The following is a 16,918-nucleotide window of genomic DNA, read 5'->3' on the forward strand; positions in this document are numbered from 1 at the left end:
GTAAGGCTTCAAAGTTTCTTCCGTCGTATCTTACCTTCACAAACTACCCCCGATGGAACAAACCAACCAAAGCACCGAATTGCCGGTCGCGAAAAAATCGCTTCTTCGCGCACTTGGCGATGCCATTCGCGGAACCGACGCCGATTATACCACCCTCGACCTGAAGAAGGCCATCTTTCTCTTGGCCGTTCCCATGATTCTTGAACTAGTCATGGAATCGACGTTTGCCGTCGTAGACATCTATTTCGTAGGTCAATTGGGTTCTTCGGCCGTCGCTACAGTAGGACTCACCGAAACATACCTCTTCTTGCTTTACTCTTTGGCGATGGGTTTGGCCATGGCAGTAACCGCAATCATTGCGCGCCGTATCGGAGAAAAGAAAGTGGAAGACGCGGGTAAATCGGCCGTGCAAGCCATCCTTCTTTCCATATTGATTTCCGTACCCTTTGCCATTGCTGGTATCTTTTTCGCCCCAGAGCTGCTCGATCTTATGGGGGGCGATGAATGGAGTCAGACGACCGGTTTCCACTATACTCAGTGGATGTTGGGCGCAAACGGAATTATTATCCTACTGTTCGTTATTAATGCCGTTTTCCGCGGCGCAGGCGATGCATCAATTGCCATGTGGGTGCTCATTACCGCAAACGGACTCAACATGATTCTCGATCCGCTTCTCATTTTCGGATGGGGACCGATTCCTGCCATGGGTATTGAAGGTGCTGCAATTGCAACTACCATTGGTCGAAGCATAGCTGTGGCCGTTCAAATCTATATTTTGGCCAAAGGCGGAAAACATATTCGCGTGCTCCTAAACGACATTAAGTGGCATGGTGAAATGATGCTCAACATCCTCAAAACTTCACTTGGAGGTATTGGTCAGATGCTCATTGCCATGACCTCTTGGATCTTTGTGATGCGCATTTTAGCTGACGTTGGCAGCGAGGCCGTTGCTGGGGCTACAATTGGGCTTCGAGTGATGCTCTTCACCCTGATGCCTGCATGGGGAATGTCGAATGCTGCGGCAACACTTGTGGGGCAAAACCTCGGTGCCGACAGACCTGATCGCGCGGAATCTGCCGTTTGGAAAGTAGGGGTGTACAACATGATATTCCTGATTACAGTCTCGCTGATTTACTACTTCTTCAACTACGATTTGATAGCCATCTTCACCGATGAGCCGCGGGTGATTGAAATAGGCGGAGAATGGCTACGAATTCTCGCATATGGCTACTTCATCTACGGCTGGTGGATGGTTTCTGTACAGGCGTTTAATGGTTCGGGCGATACTCGAACCCCAACCAAGATCAACCTTGTTTTCTTTTGGATGATTCAGATTCCTCTAGCCTACATCTTGGCTATTGAACTCGATTGGGCAGAGTCAGGTGTCTTCTGGGCGGTCTTCTTTTCCGAAGCCTCAGTAGGAATCTTTACGCTGTGGTTGTTTACAAGAGGGAAGTGGAAGACGGCGAAGGTGTAAACAAAAAAAGCCCGAGTCGAAACTCAGGCTTTTCCTAGTAGCGGGGGCAGGACTCGAACCTACGACCTTCGGGTTATGAGCCCGACGAGCTACCAACTGCTCCACCCCGCGATGTATGTTTGACTCCCGCTTGTGCGGGACTGTCTTCGTGATTGGGACGGCAAATGTAAGACGAGATTTTAAACTGGCAAAATAATGAGGTGAATTAGTAGCCGAATTGTTTCAACTTACGCTGGTCATCCCGCCAGTCCTTATTCACCTTCACATATTGCTCCAAGAAAATCTTCTTCTGGAAGAATTTCTCCATCTCTAGTCTCGACTCCGTGCCTACCTTCTTCAACTGAGCTCCCTTGTGCCCAATGATAATGCCCTTCTGCGAGTCGCGAGCCACCAAAATAACCGCACGAATGCGAATAATGTCATCCTCTTCCTTGAACTCCTCAATATTTACTTCTACCGAATACGGAACCTCCTTCTTGTAGTTCATCAAGATCTTCTCGCGAATAATCTCACTGGCCACAAATCGCTCCGTTCTATCCGTCAACTGATCCTTGCCAAAGTATGGAGGCGATTCCGGCAAGAGCGCTACAATTCGCTCTAACAAGTAGTCTGTATTGAAGCCGTTCAATGCACTCAACGGAATGATTTCAGCTTCCGGGAATTCTGCCTTCCAATACGCTACTTCAGTCTCCAACTTATCCTGATCTACCTTGTCGATTTTGTTCAAACAAATCAGCAGCGGAGTGTTGGTCTTCTTGAGCTTCGCGTAAAAGTTCTCATCCTTCAAAGCTCGCTCACCTATCTCAATCAAATAGATGAATATATCGGCATCCTCAAAGGCCGATGACACAAACTGCATCATCGATTCCTGCAAGGCATATGCCGGCTTAATCACACCCGGAGTGTCCGAGAATACGATCTGATAGTCCTCCTCATTGAGGATTCCCATAATGCGGTGACGCGTTGTTTGGGCCTTTGGCGAAATAATCGACAAACGCTCTCCCAACATGGCATTCATGGTGGTTGACTTCCCCACGTTTGGGTTGCCAATGATGTTTACAAATCCAGATTTGTGTGCCATATTCTTCTACTTCTTTCTCATGAATAGCTGAATAGGAACTCCACTCAAATCGAAAATCTTTCGCATCTGATTCTCAATGTAGCGCTTGTACGGCTCCTTGATATACTGCGGCAAGTTCGCGTAAAATGCAAACGATGGCGCGTGTGTCGGCAACTGCGTAATAAACTTGATTTTGATTTCCTTCCCCTTCGTCATTGGCGGCGGGTTGTCTTTCAAAATCGGTAACAATTTATCATTCAGTTTGCTGGTAGAAATCTTCGTAATACGTCGCTCATGAACAATCATGGCCTCTTCTACAGCCTTCAATACACGCTGACGTGTAAGTGCCGAGGTGAAGAAAATCGGGATGTCAACAAATGGAGCGAGACGCTTTCTAACCAAGGCCTCAAAGTCGCGCATGGTGTTGGTTTCCTTGTCGAGAAGGTCCCACTTGTTCACCAATACTACTACACCTTTTCTGTTCTTCTGAATCAAGTTGAATATGGCCAAATCTTGCGCCTCTATTCCAAGCGTAGCATCGATCACCAAGAGGCAAACATCAGCGTGTTCAATGGTTCTAACCGAACGCATAACTGAGTAGAATTCGAGGTCTTCATGCACCTTCGTTTTCTTTCTCAATCCTGCCGTGTCTAGCAACACGAAGTCCATTCCGAACTTGGTGAAGCGTGTGTTTACAGTATCTCTGGTTGTTCCAGCCACATCCGTTACGATGTTTCGCTCTTCTTGGAACATGGCGTTCACCAGGCTCGATTTCCCAACATTCGGACGACCCACAATCGCCAACTTAGGAAGACCTTCTTCTTCGTCCTCCGAGTCTTGTTCCTTCGGCAACTGCTTGACAACTTCATCGAGAAGTTCTCCTGTTCCAGATCCGTTGATCGAACTAATTGGGAATGGCTCGCCCATACCAATCTGGTAGAAGTCCGCGGCCTCAGCCAATCGTGCAGGGTTGTCCACTTTATTCGCAATCAGCACCACCGGTTTCTTCGTCTTGCGAAGCAAATCAGCAATCTCCTTGTCGAATTCTGTCAACCCCATTTCCACATCAACCACAAACAAAATGAGGTTGCATTCTTCAATAGCCAGGTTAACCTGCTTGCGAATCTCTCCTTCAAAAACGTCGTCCGATCCTTCCACATAACCGCCAGTGTCGATGATGGAAAACTCACGACCAGTCCAGTCTACACGACCATAGTGACGGTCGCGGGTTACCCCTGCAACGCTATCCGTAATCGCATCTCGTTTCTGTACAAGGCGATTGAAAAGTGTAGATTTCCCAACATTGGGACGGCCAACAATGGCTACGATATTCGGCATGCTTCTAGAATCTTGGGCGCAAAGGTACGAATACCCATCTCAAGTGTGAGGGGTAATTACAAGAGTTAGAAGTGTTTAGAAGAATAGGCTATTTCTGCCCGGTAATCGAACGGAAAATGTCCTCCAATTTCGCTTTCTCTTGGTGTGATTGAAGAATGAAACGACCATGGTCTACCGCAAACTTAAACACGTCAGATCGAACGTCTCGCGCTTCTGAGGCTTCAATCAAATAATGTCCGCCCTCTACGTGCTGAACGCGTTTCACGCCAGCGATTTTTTTCAAGGCGCTCGCGCTTACCGGTTCGTCAAACTCTACATTGAGAATCACGGTTCCTTCCGAACCTTGCATCTCAGTGGTTTTCTTATCGGTCGCAATTTCACCTTTGTTGATGATGATGACACGGTCACACACGGCCTCAACTTCCTGCATAATGTGCGTGCTAAGCATCACCGTTTTTTCTTTCCCGATTTCGCGGATGAGCTTCCGAATATCCACCAATTGGTTTGGGTCCAGTCCGGTCGTAGGTTCATCGAGAATCAAAACCTCTGGGTCGTGAATCATAGCTTGAGCCAAGCCCACACGCTGGCGATATCCCTTGGAGAGCTCCCCAATTCGCTTGTGCGATTCAGGCGTGAGCCCCGTCTTTTCAATCATCTCGTCCACCTTCGATTTCGAAGCACCATGAACGCCAGCCACGAAAGCGAGGTATTCGCGAACGTACATGTCGGTGTAAAGCGGATTGTGCTCAGGCAGGTATCCTACCTTTTTGCGAACGGCTAGGGAGTCCTCGCGCACATCAATACCACAAACTTCTACCGTGCCTGAGCTCTGAGGGATGTATCCAGTGATAATCTTCATCATGGTAGATTTGCCGGCGCCGTTTGGACCGAGAAATCCGATGACCTCACCAGAATTCACCTTAAAACTCACTTCGTTGAGCGCCTTTTGCTCGCCATATAGTTTGGTTACGTTCGAAACGTGTATTGACATGTGTTTGAGTTTTGCTCAAAGATAGATATTCATGCGAATGCAGCACGATTTATGGATAGTAGGCTAACGTCTAATCTTCTACCTTTGTTGGCATGACGGGAACGGTAATTCGAAGCACTGGAAGTTGGTATGTTGTCCGAATGGAGGATGGAACTACCATCGACTGTCGCATTAAGGGCAAGTTTAGAATTCAGGGCATTCGAAGCACAAACCCCGTAGCCGTTGGCGATGTGGTCGATTTCGACCCAGAAGAGGAGCGCGGTGTGATCACCAAAATTCACGACCGAAAGAATTACATCGTTCGTAAGTCAGTGAATCTCTCCAAAAAGACACACATCCTGGCCGCTAATCTGGATCAGGCAATCCTAGTCACCACAGTCGCTCAACCCAAAACACTTTACGGCTTCATAGATCGATTTCTCGCTACCTGCGAAGCATACGACGTTCCGGCAATCATGGTGTTCAATAAAATGGACATATACGGAGAGGAAGAGCTTGCGGAGCTAGAATACATGAAGGCGGCCTACGGAAGAGCGGGCTATCAGTACATCGAAACAAGTGCTACCGAAGGGGTGAACTTGGATGCGTTTCACGACCTTATCAAAGGGAAAACTTCCCTAGTAGCGGGACATTCCGGTGTGGGAAAGAGCACCCTCATCAATGCAGTTGAACCAGATTTGGACTTGAGAACCCAACGCATTTCAGACGCCCATGGTCAAGGTCAGCATACTACAACCTTTGCAGAGATGTTTCAGCTTTCGGAAGGCGGGGCAATCATCGATACACCGGGAATTCGCGGATTTGGGTTGATAGACATGGAACGTGAAGAGATAGGGGATTACTTCCCAGAAATATTTGAGTTGAAAAGCGATTGTAAATTTCACAATTGTTTGCACCTTGAGGAGCCCGGATGCGCAGTTAAAGCCGCATTGGACGACAATAAACTGGCTCCTACAAGATATCAGAGTTACTTTTGGATGGTAACTGGAAATGAAGATGATAATCCATACAGACAAGACAACTATGCTTAAGCACTTGAGATTCGCATCAATTATTTTGGCCTCATCGGTATTGATCGCCTGCGGAGGCGAAGCTGGAACACAAAGTTCTGGCGATATGCCTACGAATTCAGTTGAGCTCAGCCCTACCCAGGTTCTCGCCAACCAGTCGATGGATGCTGTTCTTTGGTTCAACACCTCAGCCGAGGCTAATTACATTTACCGACAGACCTATGCCTTAGCTCAAATGAAGCTTGAGGAAAACTTGGAAAGTGCTGAACCAGGACATCCCTATGCGGTAGTTTTGGATATCGACGAGACCGTTCTCGATAACAGTCCATACCAAGTGCAACTGTTAAAGGATGGAGCGACATTCTCGAACGGCTCATGGACCGAGTGGGTGAGGGCAGAACAAGCAAAAGCACTTCCAGGAGCGCTTGGTTTTACACTCTTTTGTGAATCTAGGGGAATCGAAGTCTTTTACATTTCGAACCGTTCAAATGAGTTTCTGAAATCCACACTTAACAACTTGGCCAAAGAAGGATTTCCTTTTACCGATGAGGACCATATTCTCCTAATGGACGGTCCGGAATCAGACAAAACAGATCGCCGAATGCGTGTGGCTGGGGCATATCAAATCTTGCTCTATTGCGGGGATAATCTTCGAGATTATAAGGAGGATTTTTCAGCTAGAGATCGCGATTTCGGAAAGGATTACGTCCAACAAATGGAGGCCGACCTACAGCGCAATTTCATTCTATTCCCTAATCCGATGTACGGTGAGTGGACGCGTTTCTACGTTCGCGATGAGCCTACTGCAGAAATGGAAGCTAAGCGCGGAGCAGTTGACCGCATCCTTGAAACCATGGGCGAGTAATGCGGGCTTTCCTTCAAAGAACTACTGAGGCCTTTGTTGAAGTGAATGGGAGCGTTCATTCTCAAATTGGCACAGGCATGCTAGTTCTCTTGGGGGTAGAGCACGAAGACACCGAGGAAGATGCCGATTGGCTTTGCCAAAAGCTCACGAAGCTTCGCATTTTTCCAGATGATGAAGGCGTGATGAATCGATCCATTCAAGATGTCCAAGGTGACTTCTTAGTAGTGAGCCAATTCACGCTGTTCGCAAGCTATAAGAAGGGCAACCGGCCTAGCTACATCAAGTCGGCAAAGCCAGACCATGCCCAATCGCTTTACGAGTATTTCCTCGATAAACTCTGGCATGTTTCAGACCGCCCCGTGAAGTCGGGTAGTTTCGGAGCAGATATGCGAGTAAAATTGATAAACGACGGTCCAGTTACAATTCTAATGGACAGTAAAAATAAAGAGTGATGTTACCTCTAGAATCCCTCCAAGCAACGGTAGACGAATGGATTGCGAAGCACGGAGTTCGCTATTTCAACGAGCTTACAAACATGGCTCAACTCACAGAAGAGGTGGGTGAGGTCGCGCGAATTATTGCCCGCCGATACGGTGAACAAAGCGAAAAGGAAAGCGACAAGGCCAAGGATTTGGGCGAGGAGTTGTCTGATGTGCTCTTCGTTCTGCTTTGTCTTGCGAATCAAACGGATACCGACTTGCAATCAGCCTTTGATAAGAAGATGAAAATCAAGACAGAGCGGGATCATGACAGGCATCAAAACAATCAGAAGTTGAAGTAATACGCTTGTGATTTTTTACTTTTAGCGTAATGCAATTGCGCTACAACCTACTACTACTTTGGGGGCTTTGCAGCCCCTTTCTTTTTGGACAGCAAAAGCAGACGACCAGCCAGCTGGAAACCGTTCAGGTGAACCAGTTGCGTTCTGGAGGATCTGTGGGAGTTGACCTGAAAGGTAGTGGTGTGCGCATTGGCATGTGGGAAGCGGCGCTTGGCAGTGCATATCTGCCTGATACTTCACTCTCGGATTTGTCGGCTGTCAGTGCCCAACAAGGCACCGGAACCAGCAGTCACGCTACCACCGTGGCCAAGATTCTCGCATCTCAGGGAAATGCCGTGCCTAGTGAACAAGGCGTGGCTCCAAGTGCTCAAGTTTTCGCATATACGTACGACTATCCACACACAACCTTGGGAGCGGAGATCGGAAGCGCAATTGAAGAGTATAACCTGCTCATTTCCAACCATAGTTATGCTGAAGGTAACGGCTGGGTAAACGATACGTTTTGGTCGGGAGTGATCGATATGTCGGAAACCGAAGACTACAAGTTCGGTTACTACGGCAACGAATCGCGGATGCTGGATTCCATCATGGAGGTTTATCCCTACCATTTGGCCGTGAAGGCCGTTGCTAATGAGCGCGGACAATCCAATGGTGGGACGCCTTTCACCGTCTATTCAAGTTCGAGCTACAACATCGTATCCAGGTCGTCACCTGTGCCTGAGCAAGACGGTGGTGCGGATGGGTACGACGGTCTTTCAAGAGATGCAACTCCAAAAAATGCGCTGTGCATTGGAGCTGTAAACAACATCTCAGGTGGGTTCAGTTTAATTTCAGATATCAGTTTTTTGAACAGCTCTTCTGCATATGGCCCCACCGATGATGCTCGTGTAAAGCCAGACCTAGTCGCTCCCGGTCAATTGACCGCTGGCACGGCGTATACCTCCTATGCAACACCCGTTGTATCGGGTTTGGCTGCGCTGATGCAAGAGCTCTACAGATCCGAGAATGGCAGATGGATGAAATCGTCTACAGCAAAGGCACTCTTAATACATACGGCGGATGCAGGGACAAGCGATGGTTCGCCCTTGCCAACCATGGGTTGGGGCATCCCCAATGCCGTATCTGCCGCCAATCATGTGCTTAATGCCGATGGAAACCAACGGATGATTGAGGGTGAACTTGAAAATGGGGCAACAAAGACGTTTCGATTTTATCTTGATGGCAGTTCTGATTTTAGGGCTACGCTTGTTTGGACCGATCCCGTAGGAACATCGCCCGCATTGGATTTCAATTCGAGTGATTTAGATGATAGCGTGGCCATACTTGTGCATGATCTCGACATTGAATTTTGGCAAGAGAGTGGGCCATCCATGCTAGCACAACCGTGGAAGCTAAGCGCGGCAAATCCCGGAAACAGTGCTTGGCGTGGCGATAATAATGTAGATAATGTGGAACGCATTGATTATCCCTCCGCATCAATATCGGCGGGTTGGTATACTATCCGACTCTCGCATGACGGGAGCTTGAGTAAGACGCAGGAATTTTCACTTTTGATAAGCGATGCTGGTGGAATCACCTTTTCAGCTGGGAGTTGGAATACTGCACCTTCATCATGGGGTTCTGATGTTTTTGTGCGGATTACGGATGTGTCAAATGTTGCGAGGATATCAGACGATGTCACAATTTCATTTTTAGAAATGGAACCGGCAACAGACCTACAAATCAATGAGGCAAATTCGGTAACGATTTCGGGTGAGGCGCTCTTAAAATCAAACTCGACAGGAACAGCTCAAATTGCAGGTCCAATAACAGGACTGATTTGTCGTCAATCCTACATCTCGGGCAGTGCCGATTGGCGAAGTTTATCATCTCCGTTGAAAACCACAGTAGGTGAATGGGCCGAGGAGCTTAGCCATGTTCGCTGGTCTGGTACAACCACTCCTTCCGTTTATTCGTGGGACGCCTCCAACGTTCAATGGAACGCCTTGAGTCAGTCTGATTCGATGAATAAGATCGGAGCAGTTTCGCTTTACATGGGGTCAAATTCTCATTCTCAATTCACCATACTTCCGTTTACGAAAACCACGAGGGGACGGCCCGTTGAACGTCATATCACGCTGAGTTTAGAAGTGGATGATGATGTGAGTTCTTCCGATGACCACAAAGGGTGGAACTTTATAGGCCATCCTTACTTGGCCTCTATAGATTGGCAAGGCTTGGATGTTTCTCAAACTACTGGCTCATTCTACATTTGGAATCAAGCCGAATCTGATTTCGCAACTTCAGATGGCACAAATTTCACGCTTGGTGGCAGAAGGTACATTCCTTCAGGTCAGGGTTTCTGGGTGTATTGTCCATCAGGGTCCGCCGGTACGTTGCTCATGGATTCAGCGGCGGTCAGTGTGTCGATTGATCAGGAGCTGACAAAGAGCATAACCCCACAGCTCAGAGTTTCGTGGTACATGAGCGACGGCCGGGTAGAGGATGTCGTGCTACTTCTCGAAAGAGGTGCCAAGTTGGAGTTTGATATTTGGGAGGATATCCCGCTTCGCGATGGAGGCGATCCTTCTCGTGCCGAGCTGTTTTGGGGAGAGTTAAATGAGCCTTGTGCGATTGCTAGAGTACCGTCGGATAGTGGTGTAATAGCGCTAAATGTTGCCCCTGGCTCCAGTGGGCTAGACAGTGTGATTGTGGACATTGAAAACGCCGAAACCAAAACGTTTTACTGGGAAGTCGATACGGCAGTTTTTCCTCTTGATGGAGTGCCACTTTCAGTGTGGCAAAACGGTGGAAAGATTTTCCTGCATTGGAATAGCTCACGCATTGCTCTCGAGGAGAATGCGCCAGATGGCCGGTTTATCTACTTCGAAGATGCCATATTTTGGACTGAGGACGCGGCTGTAGATGTTTCAATCTACGATATGAATGGAGCTGAGGTCGATTCGCTTAAATGGATGGGGGCAGATTGGAAATCAATTGACCTTGCGCCAGGAACGTATGTTCTGCGGAGCAATGAAGGCCATGTGGTTAAGTTCGTTGTTCTCTAGCGTCTCGGTTCGGCGAGCTTTGGGTCTGAGATGAAACTATAATCCGTAAGTGTTTTGAGGAATTGGATGATGTCTTCCTTCTCGGCTGAAGTGAGATTTAGTGGTTGGGGAAGGCGATGTGACATATTTGGTTCCACTTCATCGCTGTAGTGATCGAGCACTTCTTCGAGAGTGAAGAACCTTCCATCATGCATGTAGGGATAAGTCAATTCTACATTCCTCAACGTAGGCACCTTGAATTTCCCGTCGTCTGCTGGATCAAGCGTTATCCTTCCTCTTCCTAAATCGTCGAATTCGGAATCTATACCATTTCGTTCATAAGAATAGTCTGTGAACAGGGGCTCGGTGTGACAGTTAGCGCAGTGTGTATTGAAGAGCGAGTATCCTCGCCGTTCGCTATCGCTGAGCAGAGCCTCGCCTTCCAAATATTTGTCAAACCGAGAATCGTCCGAAACCATCAGAAGCATGAATTGACTCATGGCGAAGAATATGCGCTGGGAGGTAATTGTATCGGTCCCAAATGCCTTTTCAAACTTTGAACGGTATTCGGAGTCACACTTCAATCGATCGATGGCCATCTGCATAGGAAGCGCCATCTCAAGCGTATCTGTTATTGGCGCTAAAGGCATAACATCAAGGTGAACGATTCCACCGTCAGCCATAAACTGAGGCATCCAGGCAAGGTTGATCAATGCGGGTGAATTTCTCTTTCCAAGTTTTCCCCCAACACCCGCACTCAATGGTACGTTGTGATCAGCAAAGGCGTGCGTTTGAGCGTGACAACTAGAACAGTTTATAGAGCTGTCGAGCGAAAGTCCATTCTCGTAGAACAGATCTCTTCCAAGTTCAAACCCTTCTCTGGTAATCGGATTCCGAGGGCTAGAATACTCCACAGGCGGAAAATTGCGAGATGGATAGAATCCAAACGCTGGCTCCTCCGGCTCATAGGAACATGAGCTGAAGAAGTGAAAGCCCCCCGCTAATGCGAGGAGCTTAATGCTGTCGAGTAGCCGATTCATTATTGAGCGTCCGTTAGACGAACCCAACTGTTAAAATCTGCGGTCATCATTACCGCGGCAGGACCAGGCATATGGACCATCGCCCCGTTGGACACGCTTCCATATGTGTGAAATAGTCTCGCAGGGTTTGCTTGCATGGTCACATTTAACTGATCATTGTTGTCAATGGTGATCATGCTGCCATTCGGAAAATCGAAAGATCTTTCGCTTACTGTGTTAATTTGACCAGCAAATCCACCAAGGTGATACACGAAATTGCCCGTTCCAGATTGAGGGGATGTGCCTTCCGCCTTGAGCATGATGTAGCCATTGTTCCAGCTCCAAAACATCTCATTTGCAGGATCTAAGGCTCCAGTTTGTGAACCACTCACATTGCGCGCACTGTCCACACCAAAGGTTATCATAATCCCTTTGTATGTGTCTGCTGGAATGTTGTTGATGGTAATGGAGGTCGAACTCTCATCCATCAAGTCGATGAGGTGGTAGGACTCTGGAACGTCGTAAGTCGAATTGTCGTCAGCGATAAGTTTGACGTTACTCACGTAATGCTTGAAGGTCGTATAGGTTAGTGAATCACCAGTCATCGGGTGATAGAGCACAGTCTCCATTTCGAATGGCATAGAGCTCATGGCCCACACATAGTCGAAGTTCAGGGAAAGTGTTCCTGTGCCAGAAGGCGATGGAGTTGGTTCTTCTTCAGTTGAACAAGAAGAAAAGGATAGAGCAGCCGCAACTACTCCAATTGAAAGGATAAAACGTTTCATTGTAAAAGTGTTTAGCGATAAAAAAATGTGAATCATTGGGTTGAATCACTAAACACGCGGCGGCTTGAGGTCAGGAAGGAGGTATGCGTCTAAAAGCCCGTTTTCAATGTTTGATGAACGGTGGTTTGTTTGTTCTTCTGGAAAGGTGTTTCCCTGTTCCGATTCTGAGTAGAAGAATACTTCAATTTCAACTTCTCTCAAGGTAGGAATGGCTGGCTCTTCTTCGGTATTAGCCTGCTCTACCATGGCGAGTTGGCATTTACCGTGACACATCGAGTTCGGTTCTTCCTTGTTTTCACAAAGAACGTTCACATAGTAGTCATACCGAACCGCATAATCGGCTAGTACCGAAAGATTCAACAGGCTTGGGGCCATGAGAATAACTAGCAATATGTATGCAATCAGTTTTCGCATCTCTTTTGAGCGGTTCATACAAAGATAAGTGCCCACACATGGCAGTTAGTGATTTAGCTCACAAAGGTGCACCTGGGTTAGTAAACGAGAAAACCCCGACAATTGCCGAGGTTTTCAAGTTGATAGTTTCTTAACAATCAGTATTGGAACGAGTAGCGAACCCCACCTCGAACCCATCTTCCGGGTTGAAGTACGTTGCCTCTATCTTGGTATACTCTATCAAGTAGGTTGTTTCCATCGACAAATACCATCCACTGATCGCTCGTCCAGCTTAGTCGAGCGTCAACAAGCACAACTGGAGCATATGGCGTAACCTGACCGGTGCCAAAATCGTTGTATGAACCAAGGCGATCCTGACCAGTTACCTGCCAAGAGAGGCCAAATCCATAGCCGAATTCATGCGTAACTCCGAGTGAAACTTTGGCCGCAAGGAAGTCAAGAACGTAAAGCGACTGGAAGTCAAATTCGCCCGTAGGTGAATTGAGGAAGGCCGCGCTTAAGCGAATGTTCTTGAGGTAATTCTTGGTGAATTCTCCAACATGGAAGTTGATGTCACCATCGACACCGTAAATGGTTAGCTCAGTGATGTTTTGAGCGCGTAGCGTACCTGTGGAGTCTGAAGGCAGAACTACCCAGTCAATCATATTTGTTCCATCGCGCAAGAACAAGCTGGCTTGAGCAGAAACGTATTTAGCCCGACCCTTGTATCCAATTTCGTAGTTGTGCGAATACTCAGGTTGAAGGTCGATTGAACCTTGTGCTCCACCTAGACTGTAGTACAGATCGGTGAATGTAGGAAGGCGGAATGAACGGTTGTAGGAGGCGTAAACCTTTCCGGAATTCGGAATTCTGAAGGCTACTTCAAATCCAGGCAACCAAGTGTTTCCGAATGCGGTGTTCATATTGTAGCGAACACTACCTGAAACAGTCCAGTTCTCAACATCAATACGATGGTGAAGGAAGATGCCAGAATTAGTTCGGTTGTCACTCTTCGTATAGTTGAAACGCGTTCCTGGAACTTCGATAGGCGTTTCCATATCCATTCCGAGGTTGTTAGAAATGATGTCTTCGTTTCGAAGATCAAATCCAACGAGGGTTTTACCAAGAATACTCTGATGAACCGCGTTCAGTTCACCCCCTTTTACGCTTGAGCGGTGGAAGTTTGGACCTGCATACCAGCTTGCGGCAGTATCGTTTCCGCGAATGTAGAGACTTGCAGATTCATCGTATTCGTACCATCCATCGCCTGTCTCGCGATATAGCTCGAATCTGTCTGTGTGATTGCGGACGTACGCGTTGAAGTTGAAGAGGAATTCTCCAGTGGTGTACGTGCCGTTCAACGACCCGAACAGGGTAGAGGTGGCCTCGTATTGATTTGGGAACGCGCTTGTGTAGAAGTTCTGGGCGCCAAATCCTTTGTTGTTGTATCCGCCTTGAAGGTTTAGAACGAGATCTTCTTTCGAGTAACGAAGCTCTGCGTTTACGTTTCTACGGGCAAAGTCGGTATTGTTGAGGTATCCGTCAGACTCTGCGTAGTTCGCACCAACGCGGGCAGATAGTGACTCGCTAAAGCGGTGAGAAGCGCCAAAGCTACCGCCGAAGTAAGCGTATTCGCCGCCTTCTGCTTCAACATACACTTGATCGGTGTTAGGGCTTTTGGTGATGATATTGATGGCTCCACTAAAGGCATATGGACCGTAGCGGTGAGAAGCGCCGCCATGAAGTACTTCGATTCGCTCGATTTCATCGATGCTGATAGGAAGGTTCATGTTGTGGTGACCCGTTTGGGGATCGTTCATCGGTACTCCGTTGAGGAGGATTAGGGTTTGATCGAATGTACCGCCGCGGACACTTACATCGGCTTGTACATCGTATGGACCGCGTTGGCGCACATCCACTGCGCTGGCATACTCGAGTAGTTCGTTGATTGATTTTACGGCAGAAGCCTCGATTTGTTCAGCGGTTAGGATTTCGATGTGTTGGCCTTCGAACAGGTTGCTCGGGGCTTTTTCACCAAAAACATCTACTTGCTGAATCAAGTTTTCGTCGGATTGGGCATGGGTAAGCACCGACGCGACCAGAAGGCCGGAGGTTAACAGTTTTCTCATGGGTTGAGTTTTTGAAAAAAGTTTAGCTCAAAAAAAAACACTCGCTGTTAACGAGTGTCTTGGTTTTGCACGGGGCGAAGTTCGCTTAATTCGCGAGAAGAATGATGTTGTTGTTCATCATTTCTACTACGCCGCCTTTGATTTCTACGCGAATCACTTTGTCGTTAGACGTATCTGGGATGATTTCACCGGATAGGTTGTCTAGCGTTTTGTGATTATCAGCGAGGTTTACTTTCACGCTTCCGCTAGCAAGTGTAGCGATAATAGGGGCGTGATTGTTCAAGATTTGGAATAGGCCATCTGTTCCCGGGAGTTGAACTGCGTCAACTTCTCCTTGAAAGATGTGCTTTTCCGGTGTGATGATCTCGAGAAACATGCGTATACGTTTGAAAGATGGAGAAGGGGGTTAGCCCTTCTCCAAACTGTTCTTTTATTAGGCTGCTGCTTCGGCTTCGGCGAGCATTTTCTCACCAGCTTCGATAGCCTCTTCAATGGATCCCTTCAAGTTGAAGGCTGCTTCCGGATACTTGTCTAGTTCTCCGTCCATAATCATGGTGAAGCCTTTGATGGTCTCCTTGATGTCTACGAATACCCCAGGGATACCTGTAAACTGCTCTGCCACGTGGAATGGCTGAGACAAGAAACGCTGAACACGACGTGCGCGGTGTACAACTTGCTTGTCTTCTTCAGAGAGTTCTTCCATACCGAGGATGGCGATGATATCCTGAAGTTCTTTGTAACGCTGAAGAATGTTCTTCACACGCTGAGCACAGTCGTAGTGCTCTTTGCCAACTACTTCTGGAGTTAGGATACGCGAAGTTGAATCCAATGGATCTACTGCAGGGTAGATACCAAGGGCTGCCAACTTACGAGACAATACTGTGGTGGCATCCAAGTGGGCGAACGTTGTCGCAGGAGCCGGGTCAGTAAGGTCATCCGCAGGTACGTAAACCGCCTGTACAGAAGTAATTGAACCGTTCTTAGTAGAAGTAATGCGCTCTTGCATCGCACCCATTTCAGTTGCGAGCGTAGGCTGGTAACCTACCGCAGATGGCATACGTCCGAGAAGTGCAGACACCTCTGAACCCGCCTGGGTGAAACGGAAGATGTTATCAACGAAGAAGAGGATGTCACGACCTTGGCCGCTTCCTTCTCCGTCACGGTAGTACTCAGCGAGAGTCAAACCTGAAAGGGCTACACGTGCACGTGCACCTGGAGGCTCGTTCATCTGACCGAATACGAATGTTGCTTTAGATTCTTTCAACGCCTCGTTGTCAACCTTAGTCAAGTCCCAACCGCCGTTTTCCATGCTGTGCATGAAATCGTCGCCGTACTTGATAATGCCTGACTCGAGCATTTCGCGAAGAAGGTCGTTACCCTCACGAGTACGCTCACCTACACCTGCGAATACTGAAAGACCACCGTGGCCTTTGGCGATGTTGTTAATCAACTCCTGAATCAATACGGTTTTACCTACACCGGCACCACCGAACAATCCAATCTTACCACCTTTTGCATATGGCTCGATCAAGTCGATAACCTTAATACCAGTGAAAAGGATTTCAGAAGCAGTTGAGAGGTCCTCGAACTTAGGAGCTTCACGGTGAATAGGCAATCCAGCACTTTCCTGAATGTTGCCGATACCGTCGATATCTTCACCTACTACGTTGAATACACGACCGCGAATCTGATCGCCTGTTGGCATCGTGATCGCAGCACCTTGTGCTATAACTTCTTGTCCGCGTGTGAAACCGTCAGTCGAGTCCATCGAGATCGCACGTACTGTGTCTTCTCCAATGTGCTGTTGAGTTTCCAAAACAACTTCCTGACCGTTCTCGCGCTTGATAACAAGTGCATCGTAGATCTTCGGCAAGTTCTCGGCGTCCTCGAAGTAAACGTCGACGACCGGTCCGATAACCTGGGCGATTTTACCTACTACCATTATTCTATTGAATTAAACAGTTATTTCAAGCCCGTTCATACGAGCCTCTCATTTCGGGCGCAAAAATACGTTTTATTCGTTCATTGTCACCCTGTTGTTCGG

At 47.8% G+C, this 16,918-nt stretch carries 15 protein-coding genes and 1 tRNA gene; 6 read left to right on the plus strand and 10 right to left on the minus strand.

Translation table 11 applies throughout. The features are described 5' to 3' along the window. Positions 1-52: 52 nt before the first annotated feature. Positions 53-1,477 (plus strand): MATE family efflux transporter, encoded by a 1,425-nt coding sequence (locus tag F8C67_RS05080; RefSeq protein WP_151666725.1) that lies wholly within the window; start codon positions 53-55, stop codon positions 1,475-1,477. Between the two features lie 38 nt (positions 1,478-1,515). Here F8C67_RS05080 and F8C67_RS05085 read toward each other — a convergent pair. The 4 genes from F8C67_RS05085 to gldA form a co-directional block, all read right to left on the minus strand. Further along, positions 1,516-1,588, minus strand: a tRNA-Met gene (locus F8C67_RS05085). A gap of 94 nt (positions 1,589-1,682) precedes the next feature. Next, positions 1,683-2,558 carry a GTPase Era gene (era, locus tag F8C67_RS05090; protein WP_151666726.1) on the minus strand — a complete coding sequence of 292 codons (876 nt, stop codon included), beginning with the start codon at positions 2,556-2,558 and terminating at the stop codon, positions 1,683-1,685. Between the two features lie 6 nt (positions 2,559-2,564). Continuing rightward, the gene (der, locus tag F8C67_RS05095; protein WP_151666727.1) at positions 2,565-3,875 is read right to left on the minus strand and encodes a ribosome biogenesis GTPase Der; all 1,311 of its coding nucleotides are present in this window, start codon (positions 3,873-3,875) and stop codon (positions 2,565-2,567) included. A gap of 88 nt (positions 3,876-3,963) precedes the next feature. After that, positions 3,964-4,866, minus strand: a complete 903-nt coding sequence (gene gldA / locus F8C67_RS05100) for a gliding motility-associated ABC transporter ATP-binding subunit GldA (RefSeq protein ID WP_151666728.1) — start codon at positions 4,864-4,866, stop codon at positions 3,964-3,966. A gap of 92 nt (positions 4,867-4,958) precedes the next feature. Between gldA and rsgA the strand changes: the two genes are divergently transcribed. Genes rsgA through F8C67_RS05125 form a run of 5 tightly spaced genes read left to right on the plus strand, consistent with a single transcriptional unit; the run spans position 4,959 to position 10,569 of the window. Further along, complete coding sequence (gene rsgA, locus F8C67_RS05105; protein ID WP_151666729.1) at positions 4,959-5,897, plus strand: ribosome small subunit-dependent GTPase A; 939 nt, start codon at positions 4,959-4,961, stop codon at positions 5,895-5,897. Beyond that, on the plus strand, positions 5,863-6,741 hold the full coding sequence (locus F8C67_RS05110; RefSeq protein ID WP_170266372.1) for a 5'-nucleotidase, lipoprotein e(P4) family: 879 nt from the start codon (positions 5,863-5,865) through the stop codon (positions 6,739-6,741). Before rsgA ends, F8C67_RS05110 begins: the two co-directional genes overlap by 35 nt. Further along, complete coding sequence (gene dtd / locus F8C67_RS05115) at positions 6,741-7,193, plus strand: D-aminoacyl-tRNA deacylase (protein ID WP_151666731.1); 453 nt, start codon at positions 6,741-6,743, stop codon at positions 7,191-7,193. Before F8C67_RS05110 ends, dtd begins: the two co-directional genes overlap by 1 nt. Then, the gene (locus F8C67_RS05120; protein WP_151666732.1) at positions 7,193-7,522 is read left to right on the plus strand and encodes a nucleotide pyrophosphohydrolase; all 330 of its coding nucleotides are present in this window, start codon (positions 7,193-7,195) and stop codon (positions 7,520-7,522) included. Before dtd ends, F8C67_RS05120 begins: the two co-directional genes overlap by 1 nt. A gap of 29 nt (positions 7,523-7,551) precedes the next feature. Then, the gene (locus F8C67_RS05125; RefSeq protein ID WP_151666733.1) at positions 7,552-10,569 is read left to right on the plus strand and encodes a S8 family serine peptidase; all 3,018 of its coding nucleotides are present in this window, start codon (positions 7,552-7,554) and stop codon (positions 10,567-10,569) included. Here the strand turns inward: F8C67_RS05125 and F8C67_RS05130 are convergent. From F8C67_RS05130 to atpD, 6 genes are all read right to left on the minus strand, one after another. After that, positions 10,566-11,588 (minus strand): cytochrome-c peroxidase, encoded by a 1,023-nt coding sequence (locus F8C67_RS05130; RefSeq protein ID WP_151666734.1) that lies wholly within the window; start codon positions 11,586-11,588, stop codon positions 10,566-10,568. The two genes, F8C67_RS05125 and F8C67_RS05130, sit on opposite strands and share 4 nt — an antisense overlap. Beyond that, a complete protein-coding gene (locus F8C67_RS05135; protein WP_151666735.1) occupies positions 11,588-12,352 on the minus strand; it encodes an MbnP family protein in 765 nt (254 codons plus the stop codon). Before F8C67_RS05135 ends, F8C67_RS05130 begins: the two co-directional genes overlap by 1 nt. A 48-nt stretch (positions 12,353-12,400) precedes the next feature. Then, positions 12,401-12,766 carry a hypothetical protein gene (locus F8C67_RS05140; protein ID WP_151666736.1) on the minus strand — a complete coding sequence of 122 codons (366 nt, stop codon included), beginning with the start codon at positions 12,764-12,766 and terminating at the stop codon, positions 12,401-12,403. A gap of 137 nt (positions 12,767-12,903) precedes the next feature. Continuing rightward, the gene (locus tag F8C67_RS05145) at positions 12,904-14,874 is read right to left on the minus strand and encodes a TonB-dependent receptor (protein ID WP_151666737.1); all 1,971 of its coding nucleotides are present in this window, start codon (positions 14,872-14,874) and stop codon (positions 12,904-12,906) included. A gap of 85 nt (positions 14,875-14,959) precedes the next feature. Further along, entirely contained in the window at positions 14,960-15,250 is a 291-nt protein-coding gene (locus F8C67_RS05150; RefSeq protein ID WP_151666738.1) for a FoF1 ATP synthase subunit delta/epsilon, read from the minus strand. Between the two features lie 57 nt (positions 15,251-15,307). Further along, the gene (gene atpD, locus F8C67_RS05155; RefSeq protein ID WP_151666739.1) at positions 15,308-16,816 is read right to left on the minus strand and encodes a F0F1 ATP synthase subunit beta; all 1,509 of its coding nucleotides are present in this window, start codon (positions 16,814-16,816) and stop codon (positions 15,308-15,310) included. Positions 16,817-16,918: the final 102 nt, after the last annotated feature.

The sequence above is a fragment of the Phaeocystidibacter luteus genome (assembly GCF_008933115.1).
In the GTDB taxonomy this organism is placed as follows: Bacteria; Bacteroidota; Bacteroidia; order Flavobacteriales; family Schleiferiaceae; genus Phaeocystidibacter; species Phaeocystidibacter luteus.